A 22,855-nucleotide genomic window follows, 5' to 3' on the forward strand; every position below is an offset into this window, starting at 1 on the left:
CCTATCGCGCCAGACCGGGGAACAGGAAGGTCTGCTCGGCCGAGAAGTCGAAGTCCGGGTTCTCCCAGGCGATCATCTTGCCCGGATTGAGCAGGCCCTTGGGGTCGGCCTCGCCCTTGAAGGCGAGCTGAACCGCATCGGTCTGCTTCATGCCGCCCTCTTCCAGCGTGTAGCGATGCGGATTGAAGATCGGGCAGCCGAGATCCTCGTGGATGCGGATGATCTCGTTGAGACGCTCCTCGGTCGTGTAGCGCACCACCGGCAGGCCGAAGCAGGTGATCTTGCCGTCGAAACGGACGAATTCCAGGTGGCCCGGCACCTCGTCGCCGAGCATCTCCGAAAGCTTCACCGCCTTCTGCACATGGTCGGGGAAGGGATAGAGCACCTGCAGGTAGGTGATGGTCGGGTCGACCCTGAGACCGCGCAGCGTCGTGTGGTTCCAGGTCAGCTCATAGACCGGCGGCAGTCCCTTGCTCTCCTCCTCGCTCGCCAGGTCCGAGCGGTAGACGAAGTCCGCCCCTTTCTGGCGCCGGGTGAAGGCATCGAACGCGTCCATCGCGAAGGGCGCCACCATGAGCGCGCACACGGACTGGTCCGACCGCAGGAACTTGCGGTGCCGCAGGAAGTAGTCGTGCGGCAGCGGCGCGGCGATCGGCGCGATCTCCTTGGTCAGGATGCCGTCCTGATTGGCAACCGCGTCGGCGTAGCGTGCCGCGCCTGCGAAATCGTCGAAGCCGACGAGAACGTCGACCCAGTCGTAGGCCGCCGTCAGCGGCACGGTGACTTCGGTGATGATGCCATTGGTGCCGTAGGCATGGCTGACCTTGTGCATGTCCTCGCCGGACAGCGTCAGCACTCGCGGCTCGGCCTCCATCGTCACCACCTTCAGCGAGATGATGTTGCCGAAGTCCCGCAGTCCGCCCCAGTTGATCGATCCGACGCCGCCGGACCCGCCGGCAATGAAGCCGCCGATGGTTGCCGTCCGGTAGGTGGACGGGTGCATCCGCAGTTCCTGACCCGTGGAACGTACGGCCTCGTCGATGGCGTACATGATCGCGCCGGCCTCGGCCCGCACGAAACCGCGACCGGTCTCCAGCACCTGGTTCATCTCGGCAAGGCTGAGCACGACGCCGCCGGACAGCGGCATTGCCTGGCCATAATTGCCGGTCCCGGCGCCGCGCGTCGTCACCGGAATATTCAACTCGTAGCAGGCCTTCAGGACGCGGATGACATCCTCCTGGCTGCGGGCACTGACGACGATGTCGGCGGTAACGTCCTCGAGCTGGCGCTTGAGAACGGGCGAATACCAGAAGAAGTCGCGGCTCTTCTGCCGCACGATCTGCGGATTGTCCTCGATCGCCAGACCCTCCAGGGCGGTCTTGAGCGCGGCGATGTCATGCATGATTCAAGGCTCCATCAGATCGTCGAGTTCGCGATAGTCGGGCAGTGTGCGCTCAAGAGCAATGCCGGCGCGCATGACCCGGCGCGGTCCGGACGGCCGCGCGCAGAGTTCGTTCCAGTTGCGGGCCCGGAAAAGCACGAGATCAGCGGCCAGCCCCGCATCGATCCGCCCGCGCGTCGGATCGCCGAGCAGGCTCGCCGGTGTCGTCGTCACCGTGCGGATCCAGTCGTCGGCGGGATGGTCGAGATGGAGGATGCGCGTCGCCTGGGTGAACACCTCGACCATGTCGAGATCGCCATAGGCATAGAAGGGATCGCGCGTGTTGTCGGAGGCTACCGCAACAGGGATGCCCCGCGCCTTCATCTCGTGCAGCAGCGTCACGCCGCGCCAACGCGGTGTCCGCCCGGCCTGCCGGTCCATCAGATACATGTTGCAGAGCGGCAGCGACACCACGCCGATCCCCGCCTCTGCCACGAGGTCCAGCGTGCGGTCGGCCTCATCAGCGTCCTGCCGGGCCAGCGAGCAGCAATGGCCGCAGACGATCCGGCCCTCGAAGCGGTTGCGAAGCGCGCCCTCGGCAATAAGCGCCAGCGAGCGCGCCTGCGGGTCCGCGGTCTCGTCGACATGGAAGTCGAGGTCGAGACCGCGCTCGGACGCAGCGCGAAACAGGGCGTCGATATGCCCCTCTAGCCCCTCGATCATGTATGTGACGGCGCCGAGCGTGCCGCCCGTCTTCTTCACCGTGTCGGCGATCCGGTCGAGAAAACCAGGGATCAGAAGGCTCTCGACACCATAGAGGGCGGACGCCTGCAGCTCTATCCGGTCCATCCATTCCTGCCGGATCTCGGCGAAAAGCGGCCAGCTGATCTCGTCCTGCGGCGGAATGCTGTCGAGATGCGTGCGGATCATCACCGTGCCGTGGGCATGGGCGCAGCGCAGGGCAAAGTCCATGCGCCGCCGCAGATCCGCTGCCGACCAGCGTGCCGGCCGATCTGCCGACACCGCTTCCAGCGCGCCGGGAAAGGTGCCGTCGGGATTGGGCCGGCGCGGCCAGATATGGCCCTTGTCGAGATGCGTGTGCATGTCGACAAAACCCGGCAGCACCAGTCCGCCGTCGAGCTCGACCATCGCCATTCTGTCCCGCTCGTCCAGCAGTCCCGGCGGCGCGATGGCGGCGATCTCGCCGTGCTCGATCAGGATGTCCGCGCGGCCGAGACCATCGCCGATATGGTTCAGCGTGCCGCTGGTGACGGCGCTCGGCACGGTGGCGTTGGCCAGCAGGACCCTGCCGGTTGCGGGAATTTCGGGCACGGCATGTGTCATGAGATCAGGAGTCCCGCTTGATCGCGCTTTCGTGCCAGTGGCGCAGAAGAAGATGCGACAGCACGCTCAAGCTGGCGAAGATGATGATGCCCGTGACCGAGATGAGCAGGATGGCGGCGAACATGCGCGGGATGTTCAGCCGGTAGCTCGCCTCCAGGATCTTGAAGGCAAGGCCCGAGCCGAGACCGCCGGTGCCGGCGACGAACTCCGCCACGATGGCACCGATCAGCGACAGTCCCCCGGCGATCTTCAACCCGCCGAGGAAATAGGGCAGCGCCGCCGGCAGGCGGAGATAGCGCAGCGTCTGCCAGCGGGTGGCACCATAAAGCTGGAACAGGTTGCGCAGATTGTGATCGGCGGAGTTCAGCCCGAGCGTCGTGTTCGACAGGATCGGGAAGAACGCAACGATCCACGCGCAGATCAAAAGGCCAGCGATCTTCGAGGGGACATAGATGAAGATCAGCGGCGCGATCACGATGACCGGGGTCACCTGCAGGATCACCGCATAGGGAAAGAAAGACATCTCCACCCATTTCGACTGGGCGAAGAGCACCGCCAGGCCGACACCGCCGACGGTAGCGATGACCAGCGCCCCCAGGGTGATCGCGATGGTGATCAGCAGGGCCGGCCACAACATCGACCAGTCGGAGATCAGCGCCTGCACCACCCGGTCCGGACCCGGCAGGATGTAGTGGGGCACCTTGAAGGCAACGACATACCATTGCCACAGGGCGATGGTGGCGATCATCACCACCACCGGCAGCAGCCAGCGGGCGGTCCGGTCGATACGCTCGCGGCGCGCCTTGCGCTGTTCCGCCGGGTCGACGGGCGCGGCCGCCTCGACGCTCGGGCTTGCGGTCGTGTCCAGGTTGGCCGTCATGCGGTCGTCCTCTGGCTGTTCGGCGAAAAAGCGGCGCAGGTCGCCTCGACCCGGCACCGCAACTCAGTGGTTGTTGTCACCCTCGGCGGCCATCGCGGCCTGCAACGCCTCCGACGCGCTGCGGCAGTAATCCGAGTAGACATGCGAGGTCCGGAACGTCTCGTCCCGCGGATAGGGCGCATCCACGGCAAGATCGGCAACGACGCGTCCGGGCCGGGCAGCCATGACGACGATCCGGTTGGACAGATAGACGCTCTCGAACACCGAGTGGGTTACAAAGATCACCGTCCAGCCGAACTCCTGCCACAGGCGCAGCAAGTCGTTGTTGAGGCGGAAGCGGGTGATCTCGTCGAGTGCTGCAAAAGGCTCGTCCATCAGAAGAAGACGCGGTTTCGTGACCAGCGCCCGAGCGATGGAAACGCGCATCTTCATGCCGCCGGACAGTTCCCGCGGATAGCTGGTCGCGAAGCGCTCCAGCCCCACCATTTCCAGCGCCTCCATCACGGCCGTGCGCGAGGCGTCGGCGGACTTGCCCTTCAGCTTGAGCGGCAGGTGCACGTTGTCGAACACCGTCGCCCAGGGCATCAGGGTCGGCTCCTGGAAGACGAAGCTGATGGCGTGATCGTGCGCACCGGGCCGCTCGTCCGGCCACATGAGCCGACCCGCCGTCGGGCTCGACAGCCCGGCGATGATGCGCAGCGCCGTCGACTTGCCGCAGCCAGAGGGACCAAGAAGGCTGACGAACTCGCCACTGTTGATGTCGAGCGTCATGTCCTTCAACGCCACTGTGGCGTTGGCGAAGGTCTTCGACACCCGTTGTAGCGAGACGATGGGGGTACGGGGGGCGACCGCGCCCCCCGCCGTGATGATCGGGGAGGCGCTCATCGCGCGCCTCCCTCTGGTGCCGGCCGGGCCGACCGGATCGCTGTGCAACTGGACAAGGCCGTTCAGTTCCCCGTCAGCTTCTTCTTCAGGTCGAGGCCGACGCCCTTGTTCACGAACTCGAGCGTGTAGGTCTTCTTGATGTCGAGCCCGTCCTCGATGACGCCGGCCTTGACCATCTTCTGGTAGAAGTCGGTCATCCGCTCGTCGGTCATCGCACCGATGCCCATCGTCTCGGAATCGCCGGAATCGACGATGCCGTACTCCTTCATCTTGTCGATGGAGAAGGCGATCTGCTCGTCGGTCATTTCCGGATTGGCAGCCTTGATCGCATCGTTCGCGGCGGAGTTGTCGCCGTACAGGTAGTTGTTCCAGCCGATGGCCGAGCCTTCGACGAAGCACTTCACGACCTCGGGCCGGTTGGCGACCGTGTCGGCCATCGTCTCGACCGTCGTCGCGTAGGTGCTGAAGCCGTAGTCGGCGATCAGGTAGATGTCGGGAACGAACCCGCCTTCGCGCTCGACCGCGTAGGGCTCGGATGTCACGTAACCCTGCTGGCCGGCCGCCGGATCCGCAAGGAACGGCGCCGGATTGAACGTGTAGGGGCGGCGCTGCTCGACGGTGAAGCCGAACTCGGAGATCATCCACTGGTAGTAGGAGGCAAAGCCGTTGTCGCCGATCAGCAGCGGCGCGGTGCCGGCCATCGCCTCGAAGCTCTCATACTTGCCGGGATGGGTGATGATCACCTGCGGCTCTTTCTGGAAGTCCGCGGCCACCACGACGACCGGAATGTCCTCGCGCACGGCGAAGAAGGTCTGCAGCATGTTGCCGCCCATCAGGAAGTCGATCTTGCCGGCCAGCATGAGTGCCCGGTTGTTCACCTGCGGACCGCCCGGCACGATGGTGACATCGAGACCGCAAGCCTTGTAGGTGCCGTCGGCAACGGCCTGGTAGTAGCCGCCATGCTCAGCCTGGGCGAGCCAGTTGGTGCCGAACGTCACCGCCTCCTGGGCAAGCGACGCGCCCGCCGAAACCGAAACAAGCGCAAGTGCCGCGCCCCCAAGCAGGGCGCCCTTCGAAACTGTCCGCATGATGCTGTTCGCCTCCAGAAATGCTTCAAACTCGCTTCGGCCTTTGCGGGCCATCCGTCCTGTTCTTGTTTTAGGGCGATCCACGCTCGCGGAGCGGGAACCGCCACAGCCGATCGAGTATGATCGGCCATCGAGGATCGGCCACGCTCAAATTGCAGCCATCTCCTCTCAGCACAGCAATCGACGTGCCATACGCCCAAGGGTACCAGTCAATTCTGACAGTCCTGCAAGGGCCGGAACCGTTTCTGGAACCTGCGCCGAAGGGACAGTGGCAAAAGCGACCAGTTACATCCCCTTCAGCAGCGCTTCATGACATCGACGCGCCACACTAACCCAGCTTGTCCGCACAAAAAAGCAGCATCGCACCCTTCGATTGCGCCGGAAATTTCAGCACGTCCGAGCGACCGGAATGCGACAGGACCTTTCCCGGCGCCCCCCGATCCGGCTAGCCTTTCATCCACCACCCGCCCGCCTTTCCCTGACGCAACCGGCTGCAGGCGCGCCCAGTCAGGACAGGCACCGTCCGGAGACCCGCATGAAAACAGCGATCACGCCCGCCGACATGGCCCCGCCGTTTGCCCGCTACAGCCACGCGATAGAGGTGCCGGCCGGGCACCGCCTGGTCGTCTGCTCAGGCCAGCTCGGCATCGATTCGCGAGGCGATGTGCCGGCCGATGTGGAAGGCCAGACCCGCCTGTGCTTCGAGAACATTCGCCGCATCCTTGGGGCCGCCGGAATGGACCTTTCGGACATTGTGCGGATCAACGCCTATGTGACGGGCCGCGAACATCTTCCCGGCTACATGAAGACGCGCGACGAGTTCACCGACTCGCCCCCGCCCGCCTCCACGCTGATGATCGTCTCGGGCTTCGCCAGACCCGAATTCGTGGTCGAGGTGGAAGTGATCGCTGCCGCTCCGCAGGCGTGATTCGCTCCGCCCGCTGAAGGAGCCCGTTGCCGGGTCTTTCCCCCCTCTGCTAGGGTCGGTTCCGCGCCCGCGCTTCGCAGGCCGGCGCCGATCTTGCAACCTTTCCCTGTGCGGAACTCGGGCGGCCTCGGGTCGCTATCCAAGCCTGCAGGTCGACCCGACAACAGGACGCACCTTCATGCGCATGTGGATCAAGGACCCGCTCGCAATCCTTGCCGACAATGCCGCCCGCGGCATCGTGGTGGAGGAGGGACGCATCGCCGAATGCGTGCCGGCCGGGCAGGAGCCGTCGAGCCCGGTGGACACCACCTACGACGCCTCTTCCGAAGTGGTCATCCCCGGGCTCATCAACACCCACCACCATTTCTTCCAGACGCTGACCCGGGCCCATCCCAGCGCCATCAACAAGGAGCTGTTTCCCTGGCTCCAGGCGCTCTACCCGATCTGGGCCAGAAACGTCACGCCGGAGACCTTCCGGCTCGGCACGCGTCTCGCCCTCACCGAGTTGCTGATGTCGGGCTGCACCGCCGCCTCGGACCATCACTATCTCTTTCCCGCCGGGCTCGAGAACGCGATGGATATCCAGGTGGAAGAGGCAACGCGTCTCGGCATCCGCATGACGGTGACGCGCGGCTCGATGAATCTCAGCCAGAAGGATGGCGGCCTGCCCCCCGACACGGCCGTGCAGGACGAGGACACGATCCTTGCCGACTGCGAGCGGGTGCTGTCGCGCTATCACGACACGTCAGAAGGCGCGATGATCCAGGTGGCTCTTGCCCCTTGCGCGCCCTTCACCGTCACCAAGCGGCTGATGCGCGAGAGCGTCACCCTGGCCGAGCGCTTCGACTGTCGCCTGCACACGCATCTCGGCGAGACCATCGACGAGGACGATTACTGCCTGCACCATTTCCAGTGCCGCCCCGTCGACTATCTCGAGGAATGCGGATGGCTCAACGAGCGTGTCTGGCTGGCCCACGGCATCCATTTCAACGATGACGAGGTACGGCGTCTCGGCCATGCCTGCGTCGGCGTCTGCCATTGCCCGACGTCCAACATGACGCTGGCCTCCGGTCAGTGTCGGACGAAGGAGCTGGAAGCGGCGGGCTGTCCGGTGGGCCTCGGCGTCGACGGCTCGGCCTCCAACGACAATTCCAATCTGATGGAGAGCCTGCGCCACGCCTTGATGATCAACCGGCTGACCTACGACGCGGCCTCGGTAACCCATTTCGACACCTACCGCTGGGCGACGGAAGGATCGGCGCGCTGCCTCGGCCGCAAGGACCTGGGCGCCATCGCCGTCGGCAAGCAGGCGGACCTTGCCTTTTACCGGCTCGACGAGCTTCGCTTTTCCGGTGCCGGCGATCCGCTTGCCGCGCTGATCCTGTGCGGTGCCCACAGCGCGAACCGCGTGATGGTGGCCGGAGACTGGAAAGTGATCGACGCTCGCCCCGTGCACATGGACATCGAACGCCTGCGCGCCGAGCACGGCGCTGCTGCAAAGCGCTTCCTGGAAGCACTTTGACGACCGGCTCCGCAGGCCCACATCACAGGAGGCCGGGCTCCCCGCCCGGTCCTTTTCGCCTTCGGCCCTGACTTCGCAAGAAGAGGCCGCAACGCCAACGAGAGCTGCAAAACATGACAGACCTGCCCCGCCGCTTCTGGCACGAGATGACCGCCTTCGACTTTGCCAACGCCGACACCTCGTCGTGGGTCGCGGTGCTGCCCGTGGCGGCGATCGAGCAGCATGGCCCTCACCTGCCTGTGTTCACCGACACCTGCATCGCCGAGGGCCAGATCTCGCGGGTGCTGGAACTTTTGCCGCGCGACGTGCCGGCAACGTTCCTGCCCGTTCAGGCCGTCGGTAAGTCCAACGAGCACATCTCCTCGCCGGGCACGCTGACGCTGTCGTGGGAAACGGCGACCCGTGCCTGGGTCGAGATCGGCGAAAGCGTGTTTCGCGCCGGCGTGCGCAAGCTTGTCCTGGTCACCTCGCATGGCGGCAACGTGCCCTTGATCGACATCGTTGCCCGCGAGCTGCGTGTGAAGCATGACATGCTGGTCACCGCGACCGGCTGGTCACGTTTCGGTCAGCCGCACGGCATCTTCCCGGACAAGGAATTCACCTACGGCATCCATGGCGGTGACGTCGAGACATCGCTGATGCTGTATCTGCGCCCGGATCTGGTCGACATGCGCAAGGCGGAGGATTTCCGCTCCACCCAGCTCGACTTCCTGCGCGAATTCAAGCACCTGCGCGGCCACGGCCCGGCCCAGTTCGGCTGGAAGGCCCAGGACCTCAATCCGGCAGGAACGGTGGGCAATGCAGCTGCGGCCAACGCTGCCAAGGGCGAAGCCTCGCTCGATCATGCCGCGCGCGGCTTCGTCGATCTGCTCAAGGACATGCACGCCTTCGACCTCGACCGGCTGTGGAAGCCGGACGGCGACGCCTGAGGCAGGAACGTCAGCGCAGCGTTGACCAGGACGCCGGATCGAACCCGATCAGCCAGCGGTCGCCATCGTGATAGATCGGCCGCTTGATCGCTGACGGGTTCTCCATGAGCACGGTGAGCGCTCCGGCCTCACCGGCCGCCTTGGCTTTCGTTTCGTCCGGCAGCTTGCGCCAGGTGGTGCCGCGCGTGTTGACCACGGCCTCCCATCCGAAAGCCTCGAAGAAGGACCGCAACAGGCCTTCGTCGACGCCGGCCTTCTTGTAGTCGTGAAAGGTGTAGGCGACGCCGTTTTCGTCGAGGAAACGGCGAGCCTTCTTCACCGTGTCGCAATTCGGTATACCGTAGAGCATGGCGGCCATGGTCAGGGTTCCTGACAGGAGGGGTTGGCGAGACATCGCCAAGGGTCGCCGCAGGATGGGCGACCGGCGCTTGCAACGTCAAGGCCGGGCCCGAAAGACGTGACCTTCCCGCAAGCTGCGGGACGAGCGGACGGCGGCTTGGATGGCACAGAAGAAGACGTCCGCATCTGCGGACGGACAGGGAATCCGGCAGCGGCTCAGGCTGGGCAGCGGCCTTGTGCTGCTCGCCTTCGCGTTCAGCCACTTCCTCAACCACATGCTCGGCATCTGGTCGATCGAGGCGATGGAGGCCGGACGGCAGGTATTTCTTGCCATCTGGCGCAGCCCGCCCGGCGAAATCCTGCTGCTCTCGGCCCTCTTGGTGCACATCGCACTCGCCCTGTGGAAGACTGCCCGCCGCCGCAGCCTTCGCCTTTCAGCCTGGCAGTGGGCGCAGCTCCTGCTCGGGCTGTCCATACCCTTCCTCCTGCTGCCCCATGCCATCGGCACCGGCGGGTTGGCTTATCGCTTCGGCTATGAGGACACCTACCGCAACGTGCTCACGGTCCTGTGGCCCGGCCTGATTTTCAACCAGACCGTCTTGATGCTGCTGGTCTGGCTGCACGGCATGATCGGGGTGCACTTCTGGCTCCGCCTGAAGCCCGGCTACGCACCGTTCAAGCCGTTTCTGTTCGCCCTAGCGCTTCTCGTGCCCGTATTGGCGTCCTGGGGCTGGATCGACGCGGGCCGCCGACTGCGCCTGACGGAGAACACGCCGTTCCCCCTGACCCAGGAAATGACCTCCTGGTCCGATCCACTGGTCACCTTTTTGCGCAACGGCTTTTATGCACTGGTTGCGCTGGTCGTCGTCGTCATCGTCCTCAGGGCGCTTGTCCGCCGCTCGCGCCAGACTATCGAGATCACCTACCCGGGCGACCGGGTGGTGAAGGTCGCCCCCGGCCCGACATTGCTGGAAATCAGCAAGATGAACGGCATTCCCCATGCCGATGTCTGCGGCGGGCGCGCGCGCTGCTCGACATGCCGGACCCGCATTCTCGACGGGCTGGACACGCTGCCCGCCCCGTCCGCCACCGAAGCCAAGGTGCTGACCAGGATCAGCGCGGGCGAGGACATCCGCCTCGCCTGCCAAGTGCGGCCGGAAGCTCCCCTCAAGGTCCAGCCCCTGGTGCCGGCAAGCGGCGCTGTGCGGGTCGCCGGATCCGATGGCGATGCCTATCACTGGGGCGTGGAGCAGCCGGCGGCAATCCTGTTCATCGACCTGCGCAACTTCACGGGCCTTGCCGAAACCCGCCTTTCCTACGACGTCGTGTTCCTGCTCAACCGCTATCTTGGCGAGACCGCCCGCGCCATCGAAGCCTGCGGCGGCTATGTCGACAAGTTCATCGGCGACGGCGTGATGGCGATCTTCGGCATGAAGGACGGTCTGCAGGCCGGGTGCCGTAACGCCCTGGCAGCAACCAGTGCCATCGCGGAAACCATGGAGCGGCTGAATGTCGAACTCGGCCCGCAGCTCAGCGCGCCGCTGCGGGTCGGCATGGGCCTGCATGCCGGGCCGGTGATCCTCGGCCGCATCGGCGCGGTCAGCGGCAACGGTGCCAGCGGCCGCATCACCGCGCTCGGCGATGTCGTCAACATCGCCAGCCGGCTGGAGACCGCAACGAAGGAACTGGGCCACAGTCTCGTCGTGTCGAGCGCCGTGCTGGAGGCTGCCGGCTACACCTGCGACCTGACGGGCAGAACGGAGATCGCGGTCAGAGGCCGACGCGAGCCGCTCGATGTTTTCGCTCTCGACCCGCCGGCGCACCTGGTCGATACTCTCGGCAAGTCGTCTCCTTCCCCCGCCTGATCAGGTCGTCCTCTCCATGTCGCAACAGTATTCTTCCCAGGAAATGCTTGCTCGTCTCGTCGCCTTTCCGACGGTCTCTTCCAACAGCAACCTCGATCTCATCGACTTCGTCGAAACCTATCTCGCCGGACATGGCATCGCATCGCAACGCGTGCCCGACGCCACCGGCGCCAAGGCCGCGCTTCATGCGGTGATCGGCCCGCAGAAGGACGGCGGCGTCGCCCTGTCGGCACATACCGACGTCGTGCCCGTCGAGGGACAAGCCTGGAGCAGCGACCCATTCGTCCTGCGCGAGGCGGACGGTCGGCTCTATGGCCGCGGCACCTGCGACATGAAGGGCTTTGCCGCCGTCGCACTGGCCGCCGTGCCGCAAATGGTCGCCGCCCCCCTGACCCGGCCGATCCACATCGCCCTGTCCTATGACGAGGAACTGGGGTGCATCGGTGCCCCGCCGATGATCGATTCGATGCTGCGCAGCGGTCCCAAGCCCTCGATGGTGGTTGTCGGCGAGCCCAGCAACATGCGCGTCATCACCGCGCACAAGGGAACGGCGGTCATCCGCGTCACGGTTCGCGGCCACTCGGTTCACTCCAGCCAGTGGGATCGCGGCGTCTCGGCGATCGCCAACGCTGCCCGCATCATTTCCTGGCTGGACGATCGCACCCGCGAAAACCAGCGCGCCGCCGATCCGGCCCTTGCGATGGATCCGCCCTTCACCACGCTCCATTGCGGCGTGATCGAGGGCGGCACGGCGGCCAATATCGTCTCGCGCTCCTGCTCGTTCTTCTGCGACATCCGCACCGTTCCCGGCGACACGCTGGAAGCCTGGCTGGAGCGGTTGGACGGCTTCATCCGCACGCAGATCGAGCCGGGCATGCACGCGATCCATCCGGACACCGGGGTCAGCGTGGAGAAGATCGCCTATGCCCCCGCTCTCAGCGAGGAGCAGGACGGTCCGGCCGAAGCGCTCGCCCGCCGTCTGACCGGCGACAACAGCCGCCAGATGGTCGTCTACGGCACCGAGGCCGGCCAGTTCCAGGAACGGGGCATTTCCGCCGTCGTGTGCGGCCCGGGCTCCATCGACCAGGCCCACCAGCCGGACGAGTTCATCGAGAAAGCGGAGATCGCCGCGGCGGACAGGTTCGTTTCGCGGCTGATCGCCGACATGTGCCGCTAGACCGCCGACACGCAATTCCGTCGGAAATGGCGCCCGGTCCGGCGCTGATCGCCAGAAGAGCCGCTTGGCCGGGACAGCGCCGGCCAAGCGGCCCGACGCCGCACCTCGACGGCGCGCGCTTTTTTGCGCTCCCCGCCCGTCTGCCCGAACAGCTTCGACATCGCGTTTCCCGCCGGAGCTGCGAGCCCCGCCCCTGCCAATTCGGATCACACCTGCCTGCGAGCCGAACAGATAATCCACAGGCACCTGGCGCTTGCATGCGAGGATCTGGCGCGCGTTCCGCAAGGAACGGTGCGGAGACAGGACGGTCATTCCGTTACGTCATACGCCATTCCTCTCTTTCGCATCCAGCGCATGCTGGACTGTCGCTTTCGACATTGCTTAGATGCAGTCTGGTGATCCGCAAAAATGCGGCACATCGGGTCGGCGCCATCCGTTGAGGTCGGCGTCGGAGGAGCCCGAGACAACGATAAGTCATGAGGGGACTATGCGCATCAAATCGACAATAGCTGCGGCAGCACTCATCACGTCGCTGCTGGGAACGGCTGCATCGGCAGAAACGCTCCGCTATGCCTTCCAGGGAACCCTGAACCAGCTCGATCCCTACTCCCTGAACGAGACCTTCACGCTTGGCACGCTCGGCAATGTCTACGAGGGTCTGACCCGGCGTGCTCCCGACCTCACGATCGAGCCCGGCCTGGCGGAGCGCTGGGAAATCCTTGAGCCGACCCGCTGGCGCTTCTATCTGCGCAAAGGCGTCAAGTTCCACAACGGCAACGACTTCACGGCCGACGACGTGGTGTTCTCCGCCGAGCGCATCCGTTCCGAAGGCTCGGACCTCACAACGCGCATCGGCGCCGACGTGAAGGTCGAGAAGGTCGACGATCACACCGTCGACTTCGTGCTGACCGGCCCGAATCCCATTCTCCACTACGAGTGGGACACCTGGTACATCATGGACAAGGAATGGACCGAGGCGAACAACGCCGTGAAGGTCACCTCCGCGTCCGACACCGCGCCGAACTATGCCTCGCTGCACGCCAACGGCACGGGCTCCTACAAGCTCATCAGCCATGAGCCGGGCGTGAAGACCACGTTCGAGAAGAACGAGAACTGGTGGGACAAGGTCGCCGGCAACATCGACAAGGTCGAGTTCACGCCGATCGGCTCCGACGCGACCCGCGTCGCGGCGCTGCTGTCGGGCGAGCTCGACATGGTGTTCCCGATCCCGGTGCAGGACATCAAGCGCGTCGAGGACAGCCCGCAGACCAAGGCCCTCACCGGTCCGGAGCTGCGCACCATCTTCCTCGGCTTCGACCAGAAGCGCGACGAGCTGCTCTATTCCAGCGTGAAGGGCAAGAACCCGTTCAAGGACGTGCGGGTCCGCAAAGCCTTCTACCAGGCCATCGACATGGACGCGATCCGCGACAAGGTGATGCGCGGCCTGTCGACCCCGTCCGCCCTGCTGATCTCGCCGTTCCAGTACTCGCGGTCGGACGAGTTCAAGCGTCACCCGTATGATCCCGAGGCCTCCAAGGCCCTGCTCGCCGAGGCCGGCTATGCGGACGGCTTCTCGGTCGGCATGGACTGCCCGAACGATCGCTACGTCAACGACGAGGCGATCTGCCAGGCGGTTGCCTCCTTCCTTGCCCGCGTCGGCATCAAGGTGGATCTCAACGCCCAGCCCAAAGCGCAGTATTTCGCCAAGGTGCTGGCCTCGAACGGCTACGACACCTCGTTCTACCTGCTCGGCTGGACCCCGGGTTCCTTCGACAGCTGGAACGTGCTGCACAACATCACCGGCTGCCGCGACGACAAGGGTAAGGGTGGCCCCTTCAACCTCGGCGGCTACTGCAATCCGAAGGTCGACGAGCTGGCAGCGCAGATTCTCGTCGAGAACGACGCGACCAAGCGCGACGAGCTGATTGCCCAGGCTTTCACCATCGTGCATGAGGACGTGTCCCACATCCCGCTGCACCAGCAGGCGCTGGCCTGGGGTGTCGCCGAGAACGTCGACGTCGTGCAGCGTGCGGACGACCAGTTCCACTATCGCTGGGTCGTCAAGAAGTAACACCGGCGCCCTGCCGGTTCTGCAGCCCGGACTCTCGTGCCGGGCTGCAGCCTTTTCTCGGTAATCCCGCCCGACGACAGAAGGGATCCGCCGGAGCGAAACCGGAACCTGCGACCCGAAGGTCGAGGTACCTGACGCAGAGGCCCCATGCTCGCCTTCACAATCCGCCGCCTCCTGCAGGCCATCCTGGTCATGCTTGTCGTGGCCCTGATCTCCTTCACCCTGTTCCGTTTCGTCGGCGACCCGGTCAACCAGATGGTCGGTGTCGAGACGACGCCAGAGCAACGCGAGGCGCTGCGCGAGCGCCTTGGCCTCAACGACCCGATGCTCGTCCAGTTCGGCCGCTTCATCACCAAGGCGGCACAGTTCGACTTCGGCACCTCCTACCAGTTCCGCCAACCCGTCGCCGAACTGGTCGGGCGCCGCTTGCCGGCGACCCTGGAGCTCTCCCTGGTCTCGGCCCTGTTCGCCCTGCTCGTCGGTATCCCGATGGGCGTCTACACGGGCCTGCACCGGGACAGCTGGCTGTCGAAACTCTTCCTGTCGATCTCGCTGATCGGCATCTCGCTCCCCACCTTCTTCATCGGCATTCTGCTGATCTTCGTCTTCGCAGTGACCCTGCAATGGCTGCCGAGTTTCGGCCGCGGCGAAGTCGTGCAACTGGGCTGGTGGTCCACGGGTCTGCTCACCTGGAGCGGCATCAAGGCGTTGATCCTGCCCGCCATCACGCTCGGCCTGTTCCAGATGACGCTGATCATGCGCCTGGTGCGGTCGGAGATGCTGGAAGTGATCCGCACCGACTACATCAAGTTCGCCCGCGCCCGGGGGTTGCGTCAGCGCAGCATCAACTTCCGACACGCACTCAAGAACACCCTCGTCCCGGTCATCACCATCACCGGCCTGCAGCTCGGCTCGATCATCGCCTTCGCCATCATCACCGAAACGGTGTTCCAGTGGCCGGGCATGGGCCTGCTGTTCCTGCAGGCGGTCCAGAATGTCGATATCCCGATCATGGCGGCCTACCTGATGCTGATCGCCTTCCTGTTCGTGATCATCAATCTGATCGTCGACCTGCTCTATTTCCGCGTCGATCCGCGCTTGCGGGTCGAGCGTGCAGCGCACTAGGAGGCGATCATGACCAATGCCACCGACGAGAGCGCAATCAAGCAGGACGCGCGCGGCCGCAGCAGGCTGTCGCGCATGCTCGACAGCGACATCATGCACTCCTTCCTGCGGTCGAAGGTCACCATCCTCTCCGCGATCGTGACGCTCTTGTTCCTGTTCGGCGCGGCCCTTGCGCCCTGGATCGCCCCGCATAATCCGTTCGACCTCGCCAGTATCTCCATTCTCGATGCACGGTTGCCGCCGGTCGGCATGGAGTATTCCGATCCGAACTATCTTCTGGGCACCGACGACCAGGGCCGCGACGTGTTCTCGGGCATCCTGTACGGCGCCCGCATCTCCATCGCCGTCGGCTTCCTGTCGGTGTTCTTCGCCGCTATCGTCGGCGTGCTGCTGGGACTGATCGCCGGCTATGTCGGCGGCAAGGTCGATGCGGTCATCATGCGCGTGGCCGAAGTGCAGCTGACCTTCCCGGCGATCCTGATCGCGCTGCTGGTCGATGGCGTCGCCCGCGCCGTCTTCGGCAATCTCGACCGCGAACGCTTCGCATTCTGGATTCTGGTCTTCTCCATCGCACTGTCCTTCTGGGTTCAGTTCGCCCGTACGGTGCGCGGCTCGACGCTGGTGGAGCGCAACAAGGAATATGTGCAGGCTGCCCGGCTGATCGGCATCCCGCCCTTCCTGATCATGATCCGGCATGTGCTGCCCAACGTCATCGGGCCGGTGCTGGTCATCGCTACGATCAATCTCGGCCTCGCGATCATCACCGAGGCGACCCTGTCGTTCCTCGGCGTCGGCATCCCGCCCACCCAGCCCTCGCTCGGAACGCTGGTGCGCATCGGCAACGACTTCCTGTTCTCGGGAGAGTGGTGGATTGCGATGTTCCCCGGCTGCGCGCTCGCCGTGCTGGTGCTGGCGGTGAACCTTCTGGGCGATTGGCTGCGCGATGCCCTCAACCCGAAACTGCGCTGACATGAACACGGACAGAGACGGCTGATCATGACGAGACATCCCCTGCTTTCCGTGAAGGACCTTCGGGTCGAATTCCCCACCCGTCGCGGCGTGCTGACGGCGATCGACGGCATCTCGTTCAACCTGCGCGAAGGTGAAGTGCTGGGCGTCGTCGGCGAGTCCGGCGCAGGCAAATCGATCACCGGCACGGCGGTGATCGGCCTGCTCGAGCCACCCGGGCGCATTGCCGGCGGCGAGATCCGCCTCAAGGGCGAGCGCATCGACAACCTGTCGCCGGCCGCAATGCGCAAGCTGCGCGGCAAGCGCATCGGCATGGTCTTTCAAGACCCGCTGACCAGCCTCAATCCGCTCTTCACCATCGGCGACCAGATCATCGAAACGATCATGACGCACCTGCCCGTCTCCGAGCGGGAGGCGCGCGACCGGGCGGTGGCGCTGCTGGAGGAAGTCGGCATTCCGGCGGCCGGACAACGACTGTCCGCCTATCCGCATCAGTTCTCGGGAGGCATGCGCCAACGCGTGGTGATCGCCCTTGCCCTGTGCGCCGAGCCGGAACTGGTGATCGCAGACGAACCGACCACCGCTCTCGACGTTTCGGTGCAGTCGCAGATCATCCGCCTTCTGCAGCGCGTATGCCGCGACCACGGCACGGCGGTGATGCTGATCACCCACGACATGGGCGTCATCGCCGAGACCGCCGACCGGGTGGCCGTGATGTATTCCGGGCGCATCGCCGAGATCGGACCGGTCAAGGATGTCATCAAGTCTCCCAGCCACCCCTACACGATCGGTCTGATGGGCGCGATTCCCTCCCTCACCGGAGACCACGACCGGCTGACCCAGATCCCCGGGTCCATGCCCCGGCTCGATTCCATTCCCAGCGGCTGCGCCTTCAATCCGCGCTGCTCGCTGACGATGGACCGCTGCCGCGTCGAACGGCCCGACCTGATGCCCGCCGGCGAAAGCCACGCCGCCTGCTGGAAACTGCTGGAAACCGAAGGGGCAGGCCGATGAGCACAGCCACGCAGCACGCCGTCGCCGATAACGACCCTGTTGTCGAGGTCCGCTCGCTCTCGCGGACGTTCGACGTTTCAAAGCCCTGGCTCAACCGGGTACTGGAGCGCACGCCAAAAGCCTTCCTCAAGGCAGCCCAGGACATTTCCTTCTCCATTTCGAAGGGCGAGACCTTTGCGCTGGTGGGAGAATCCGGCTCGGGCAAGTCGACCGTCGCCAAGATGGTCGTCGGCCTGCTGGAGGCAAGCGCAGGCGAGATCCGCATCGAGGGCGTCGACATGCGCTCGCGCCGCCAGTCGGGACAGGAGATGCGCGACCTGCGCCGGCGGATCCAGATGATCTTCCAGGACCCATACGCGAGCCTCAACCCGCGCTGGCGGGTCGACCGGATCATCGCGGAGCCGATCCGCGCCTTCCAGCTGGAAAGTTCCGAGGCGGCGATTTCCGCCCGTGTCGGCGAACTGCTTGAACTGGTTCGCCTGCATCCGCGCGATGGCGCGAAGTATCCGCACGAGTTTTCCGGCGGACAGCGGCAGCGTATCTGCATTGCCCGCGCGCTTGCGTCAAAGCCCGAGTTCCTGGTCTGCGATGAGCCGACCTCGGCGCTGGATGTGTCGGTACAGGCGCAGATCCTCAACCTGATGCGCGACCTGCAGGACGAGTTCGGGCTGACCTACCTTTTCATCAGCCATGACCTCGCCGTGGTCCGCCACATGGCCAAGCGCATCGGCGTGATGTATCTCGGCCGCCTCGTCGAAGTAGCTGAAAGCCATGAGCTTTTCCGCAATCCAAGCCACCCCTACACCCGGATGCTGCTGGCCGCGATCCCCGACCTGGAGATGACCGGCACACCTCGCCGGCCCGTCGAAGGCGAGATCCCCAATCCGATCAATCCGCCGAGCGGCTGCGCCTTCCATCCGCGCTGTCCCCTCGCGAACGAGCGCTGCAAAAACGAGCTGCCTCTGCTGCGGGATACCGGCAGCGCCGGGGTCGCCTGTCATGCCGTCGAGGAAGGGCGGGCCTGACCTCGCCCTGCCCCCTTGACCTTCCAGTGACCGGAAGTCCTATACCCGCTGCCGACACCATCGGAACCTGTCCTGCCCTCCTGCCGGACAGGGCTCCTGCAACGGAGATCAGCGGATGACACAAGCCGCCCCCCAAATGCGTGACGCACTCCCGGCCTCGCCGCCCGGAGCCACGCCTCTCGTTCATCTCGATATCGGCGGAATGACCTGCGCGGCCTGCTCGGCACGCATCGAGAAAGTCCTGAGCCGCAAGCCCGGCATCTTGCGCGCCACCGTGAACCTGCCGCTGGAGACAGCGGTGGTCCAGACGGACGGCAGCGTGACGGCCGGAGACATCATTTCCGCGGTGGAGGCGACGGGATATACCGCCCGCGAGCGCTCCACCGGGTGGCAGGAAGAAAAGCGCCGACAGGACGAAACCGACGCCCGCATTCGCCGCGAAGAACGGCAGACGCTGCTTCTGCTGATTTTCTCCGCTCTCATGTCGGCCCCGATGGTCGCTTCGATGGTGGCAATGCCCTTCGGCGTCATGCTGATGCCCCCGGGCTGGCTGCAGGCCATTCTGGCGGGTCTGGTGCAGGTTCTGGCCGGGCGCCGCTTCTATGTGGGCGCCTTCAAGGCACTGGCCGGCGGCGGCGCCAACATGGACGTGCTGGTGGTCCTCGGCACGACCGCGGCCTATGGCTACAGCCTTGTCCTAACCGTGATGGCCTGGCCGCAGGAGCCCGGACATCTCTATTTCGAGGCCTCTTCGGTCATCCTGACGCTGATCCTGTTCGGCAAGCTGCTGGAAATGCGCGCAAAGCGCACCACCACGGCCGCCATCCGGGCCTTGAGCGAGTTGAAGCCCCAGATCGCCCACAAGATCTCGGGCGAGGATATCGAGACCGTGCCGGTCGAGAGCCTGTTTCCGGGCGACGCCATTCTCGTGCGCCCCGGCGAGCGTGTGCCGGTAGACGGCACCGTGCGCGACGGCGCCAGCGAGGTGGACGAAGCGCTTCTGACCGGCGAAAGCATGCCGGTCGCCAAGGCCGCCGGTGACGAGGTCATCGGCGGGACGATCAACGGATCGGGCGCTCTGACCGTCGAGGTCAGCGCCGTTGCGGGCGACAGCAAGCTCGCCTCGATCATCCGCCTCGTCGAGAATGCGCAGAACTCCCGTGCGCCAGTGCAGAAACTGGTGGACAAGGTCTCCGCGATCTTCGTGCCCGTCGTCGTCCTGGTGGCGCTGGCCACTTTCGCGGGCTGGTGGTTCTCGGGCGCCGGTCTCGATGCCGCCATTGGTGCCACAGTCGCCGTTCTGGTGATCGCCTGTCCCTGTGCGCTCGGCCTTGCGACCCCGACGGCACTGGTCGCCGGAACCGGGGCGGCGGCACGCGCCGGCATCCTGATCCGGGACATTGAGGCTCTCGAAACCGCGCATTCGGTAAACACGGTCGTGTTCGACAAGACCGGCACGCTTACCCGCGGCACCCCCGCAGTCACGGACATCCGTGCCTTCGACGGCAACCAGGATCGCCTGCTGCGCATCGCCGCCAGCGCCCAGCTTCCCAGCGAGCATCCGCTGGCGGGCGCCATCGTCGCAGCCGCACGCGAGCGCGGCCTCGAACTGTCGCGACCCGGAAACTTCCGAGCCGTTACCGGCCAGGGCATCATTGCGGAAATCGCCGATGAACAGGTCCTGATCGGCAACCGCCGGCTGCTGGAAAACAACTCGGTCGACACGTTCCTCGTGCTGCAGATCTTCCGTGAGTTCGAAGCACAGGGAAAGACCTGCGCAGGCGTTGCGGTTGCCGGCCGGGCTGTCGGCGTGATCGCGATGGCCGACACCTTGCGCGATGAGACCCCCGCCGCCCTGAAGCGCCTTGCCGACATGGACATCGAGACGGTGATGCTCACCGGCGACACGGAAGCCGTGGCACGAGCCGTCGCCGCCGAGGCCGGCATCGGCCGGGTGATCGCCGGTGTCGCACCTGAAGGAAAGGCGGAGACCATCGCCGACCTCACGGGAGCCGGCCGGACCGTCGCCATGGTCGGCGACGGGGTGAACGATGCGCCCGCGCTCGCTGCGGCCAGCGTCGGCATTGCCATGGGCAGCGGCACGGAAGTAGCCATGGAAACGGCGGGCGTCACCTTGATGCGCTCCCGCCCCGATCTCGTCGCCGACGCGATCGACATTTCCCGCGCCACGGTTCGCAAGATCCGCCAGAACCTCTTCTGGGCCTTCATCTACAATGTTGTGGGGATCCCGCTTGCCGCGCTCGGCATGCTGACGCCGGCCCTTGCGGGAGCGGCCATGGCCCTGTCGTCGGTCTCCGTCGTCACCAACGCGGCTCTCCTGCGCCGCTGGCGGGCGCAGGAGAGCCGGAAATGACCGTAGGCCATTGATCTGCGCTATATTGTAATACAAATAGAGCTATCAGTTGGCCATCGGAGACAAGCATGACCGCGAGAGACCCCAAACGCCTTCGTTCACGCGCCTGGTTCGACAATCCCGACGATCCGGGCATGACAGCGCTCTATATCGAACGCTATCTGAACTACGGGCTGACGCGGGAGGAACTGCAGTCCGGCAAGCCGATCATCGGCATTGCCCAGACGGGTTCCGATCTCTCGCCATGCAACCGCCACCACATCGAGCTGGCCAAGCGGGTGCGTGAAGGCATCCGCGAGGCCGGTGGCATCTGCTTCGAGTTCCCGGTTCATCCGATCCAGGAAACCGGCAAGCGGCCGACAGCCTCGCTCGACCGCAATCTGGCCTATCTCGGTCTGGTGGAGCTGCTCTACGGCTACCCCATCGACGGCGTGGTCCTGACCATCGGCTGCGACAAGACCACCCCTGCCTGCCTGATGGCGGCGGCGACCGTCAACATTCCGGCCATTGCCCTGTCGGTCGGGCCGATGCTCAACGGCTGGCACCGGGGCGAGCGGACCGGCTCCGGCACCATCGTCTGGAAGGCGCGCGAGATGCTCGCCGCCGGCGAGATCGACTATGCCGGCTTCATGGATCTCGTCGCCTCGTCGGCTCCCTCGGTCGGCTATTGCAACACGATGGGCACGGCGACGACTATGAACTCGCTCGCCGAAGCTCTGGGCATGCAGCTGCCGGGAGGCGCGGCCATTCCCGCCACCTACCGTGAGCGCGCGCAGATCGCCTACCAGACAGGCCTCAGGATCGTCGACATGGTCTGGGAAGACCTCAAGCCCTCCGACATCATGACCCGCGAGGCTTTCGAGAACGCCATCGTCGTCAACTCGGCCATCGGCGGCTCGACCAACGCGCCGATCCATCTGAATGCGGTCGCCCGGCATCTCGGGGTGCCGCTCGACAACGACGACTGGCAGCGTCTCGGCCACGACGTTCCGCTGATCGTCAACATGCAGCCGGCCGGCGAATATCTCGGCGAGGACTATCACCATGCCGGCGGCGTGCCGGCAGTCATCGGCGAGCTGATGAAGGCAGACCGTCTGCCCCATCCGCAGGCGCTGACCGTCAACGGCAAGAGCCTCGGCGACAACTGCAGCACCGTGGAGAACCTGGATACGCGGGTGATCCGGCCAGTGAGCGACCCCTTGGTCGACAAGGCCGGCTTCCTGAACCTGAAGGGTAACCTATTCGACAGCGCCATCATGAAGACGAGCGTGATCTCGAAGGAGTTCCGCGACCGCTACCTGTCCAACCCGGACGATCCGGACGCCTTCGAAGGTCGCGCCATCGTCTTCGAAGGGCCGGAGGACTATCACCATCGCATCGACGATCCGGAGCTGGAGATCGACGAGACCTGCCTGCTGTTCATTCGCGGCACCGGTCCGATCGGCTATCCGGGCGGCGCGGAGGTGGTCAACATGCAGCCCCCTACGGCCCTCATCAAACGCGGCATCCACGCCATGCCCTGTATCGGCGACGGACGCCAGTCCGGTACCTCCGGTTCGGCCTCGATCCTCAACGCCTCGCCGGAGGCAGCGGCTGGGGGCGGCCTCGCCCTGCTGAGGACCGGCGACCGGGTCCGCATCGACCTCAGGGCCTGCACGGCCAATATCCTGATCCCGGACGAGAAGCTGGAGCAGCGACGGGCGGAGCTCGCGGCTGCCGGCGGTTTCGCGATCCCGGATCACCAGACGCCCTGGCAGGAAATCCAGCGTGGCATCGTCGATCAGTTCGACAAGGGCATGGTGCTGAAACCGGCTGTCGCCTATCGCGATATCGCCGCCTCCAAGGGATTGCCGAGAAACAACCACTAAGCGCGTGGTACATGGTTGGGGAAACCCAAACACACTTGACGATTACGTAAGCGTCATGATTGGGTGCGACC

Annotated in this window: 18 protein-coding genes; 12 read left to right on the forward strand and 6 right to left on the reverse strand. The window is 65.3% G+C overall.

Annotated elements, in window-relative coordinates; all coding sequences use genetic code 11:
- Position 1: 1 nt before the first annotated feature.
- From H7H34_RS19235 to H7H34_RS19255, 5 genes are all read right to left on the reverse strand, one after another.
- Positions 2-1,402: an FAD-binding oxidoreductase gene (locus tag H7H34_RS19235; protein ID WP_185926136.1), complete on the reverse strand. Its 1,401-nt coding sequence runs from the start codon at positions 1,400-1,402 to the stop codon at positions 2-4.
- Between the two features lie 3 nt (positions 1,403-1,405).
- Positions 1,406-2,725 carry a cytosine deaminase gene (locus tag H7H34_RS19240; RefSeq protein ID WP_185926137.1) on the reverse strand — a complete coding sequence of 440 codons (1,320 nt, stop codon included), beginning with the start codon at positions 2,723-2,725 and terminating at the stop codon, positions 1,406-1,408.
- A gap of 4 nt (positions 2,726-2,729) precedes the next feature.
- Positions 2,730-3,605 (reverse strand): ABC transporter permease, encoded by an 876-nt coding sequence (locus tag H7H34_RS19245; protein WP_185926138.1) that lies wholly within the window; start codon positions 3,603-3,605, stop codon positions 2,730-2,732.
- Positions 3,606-3,668: 63 nt separating this feature from the next.
- Positions 3,669-4,490 (reverse strand): ABC transporter ATP-binding protein, encoded by an 822-nt coding sequence (locus H7H34_RS19250; protein ID WP_120269688.1) that lies wholly within the window; start codon positions 4,488-4,490, stop codon positions 3,669-3,671.
- A gap of 62 nt (positions 4,491-4,552) precedes the next feature.
- Complete coding sequence (locus tag H7H34_RS19255) at positions 4,553-5,578, reverse strand: ABC transporter substrate-binding protein (RefSeq protein WP_120269689.1); 1,026 nt, start codon at positions 5,576-5,578, stop codon at positions 4,553-4,555.
- Positions 5,579-6,113: 535 nt separating this feature from the next.
- Between H7H34_RS19255 and H7H34_RS19260 the strand changes: the two genes are divergently transcribed.
- From H7H34_RS19260 to H7H34_RS19270, 3 genes are all read left to right on the forward strand, one after another.
- Positions 6,114-6,506 carry a RidA family protein gene (locus H7H34_RS19260; protein WP_185926139.1) on the forward strand — a complete coding sequence of 131 codons (393 nt, stop codon included), beginning with the start codon at positions 6,114-6,116 and terminating at the stop codon, positions 6,504-6,506.
- Between the two features lie 178 nt (positions 6,507-6,684).
- On the forward strand, positions 6,685-8,028 hold the full coding sequence (locus H7H34_RS19265; protein WP_185926140.1) for an 8-oxoguanine deaminase: 1,344 nt from the start codon (positions 6,685-6,687) through the stop codon (positions 8,026-8,028).
- Between the two features lie 113 nt (positions 8,029-8,141).
- Positions 8,142-8,957, forward strand: coding sequence for a creatininase family protein (locus H7H34_RS19270; protein ID WP_185926141.1), 816 nt, complete (start codon positions 8,142-8,144; stop codon positions 8,955-8,957).
- Positions 8,958-8,967: 10 nt separating this feature from the next.
- On the opposite strand, the gene H7H34_RS19275 is transcribed toward H7H34_RS19270, so the two are convergent.
- On the reverse strand, positions 8,968-9,315 hold the full coding sequence (locus H7H34_RS19275; protein ID WP_120269693.1) for an ArsC family reductase: 348 nt from the start codon (positions 9,313-9,315) through the stop codon (positions 8,968-8,970).
- 142 nt (positions 9,316-9,457) lie between these two features.
- On the opposite strand from H7H34_RS19275, the gene H7H34_RS19280 reads away from it, so the two are divergent.
- The 9 genes from H7H34_RS19280 to H7H34_RS19320 all read left to right on the forward strand — a co-directional run bounded on the left by H7H34_RS19280 (position 9,458) and on the right by H7H34_RS19320 (position 22,784).
- A complete protein-coding gene (locus H7H34_RS19280) occupies positions 9,458-11,161 on the forward strand; it encodes an adenylate/guanylate cyclase domain-containing protein (RefSeq protein ID WP_209006261.1) in 1,704 nt (567 codons plus the stop codon).
- Between the two features lie 16 nt (positions 11,162-11,177).
- The gene (argE, locus tag H7H34_RS19285; protein WP_185926142.1) at positions 11,178-12,338 is read left to right on the forward strand and encodes an acetylornithine deacetylase; all 1,161 of its coding nucleotides are present in this window, start codon (positions 11,178-11,180) and stop codon (positions 12,336-12,338) included.
- A 487-nt stretch (positions 12,339-12,825) separates the two neighbouring features.
- Positions 12,826-14,409, forward strand: coding sequence for an ABC transporter substrate-binding protein (locus tag H7H34_RS19290; RefSeq protein ID WP_120269695.1), 1,584 nt, complete (start codon positions 12,826-12,828; stop codon positions 14,407-14,409).
- 147 nt (positions 14,410-14,556) lie between these two features.
- Positions 14,557-15,534 carry an ABC transporter permease gene (locus tag H7H34_RS19295; protein ID WP_120269696.1) on the forward strand — a complete coding sequence of 326 codons (978 nt, stop codon included), beginning with the start codon at positions 14,557-14,559 and terminating at the stop codon, positions 15,532-15,534.
- A gap of 9 nt (positions 15,535-15,543) precedes the next feature.
- Complete coding sequence (locus tag H7H34_RS19300; RefSeq protein WP_120269697.1) at positions 15,544-16,503, forward strand: ABC transporter permease; 960 nt, start codon at positions 15,544-15,546, stop codon at positions 16,501-16,503.
- Positions 16,504-16,530: 27 nt separating this feature from the next.
- Positions 16,531-17,517 carry an ABC transporter ATP-binding protein gene (locus H7H34_RS19305; protein ID WP_120269698.1) on the forward strand — a complete coding sequence of 329 codons (987 nt, stop codon included), beginning with the start codon at positions 16,531-16,533 and terminating at the stop codon, positions 17,515-17,517.
- Complete coding sequence (locus H7H34_RS19310) at positions 17,514-18,542, forward strand: ABC transporter ATP-binding protein (RefSeq protein WP_185926143.1); 1,029 nt, start codon at positions 17,514-17,516, stop codon at positions 18,540-18,542. The genes H7H34_RS19305 and H7H34_RS19310 overlap by 4 nt, the downstream gene beginning before the upstream one ends.
- A gap of 136 nt (positions 18,543-18,678) precedes the next feature.
- Positions 18,679-20,916 (forward strand): heavy metal translocating P-type ATPase, encoded by a 2,238-nt coding sequence (locus tag H7H34_RS19315; RefSeq protein ID WP_185926144.1) that lies wholly within the window; start codon positions 18,679-18,681, stop codon positions 20,914-20,916.
- Between the two features lie 68 nt (positions 20,917-20,984).
- A complete protein-coding gene (locus H7H34_RS19320) occupies positions 20,985-22,784 on the forward strand; it encodes an IlvD/Edd family dehydratase (protein WP_185926145.1) in 1,800 nt (599 codons plus the stop codon).
- The last annotated feature ends 71 nt before the right edge of the window (positions 22,785-22,855 follow it).

Origin of the sequence: Stappia sp. 28M-7 (genome assembly GCF_014252955.1) — a bacterium.
In the GTDB taxonomy this organism is placed as follows: Bacteria; Pseudomonadota; Alphaproteobacteria; order Rhizobiales; family Stappiaceae; genus Stappia.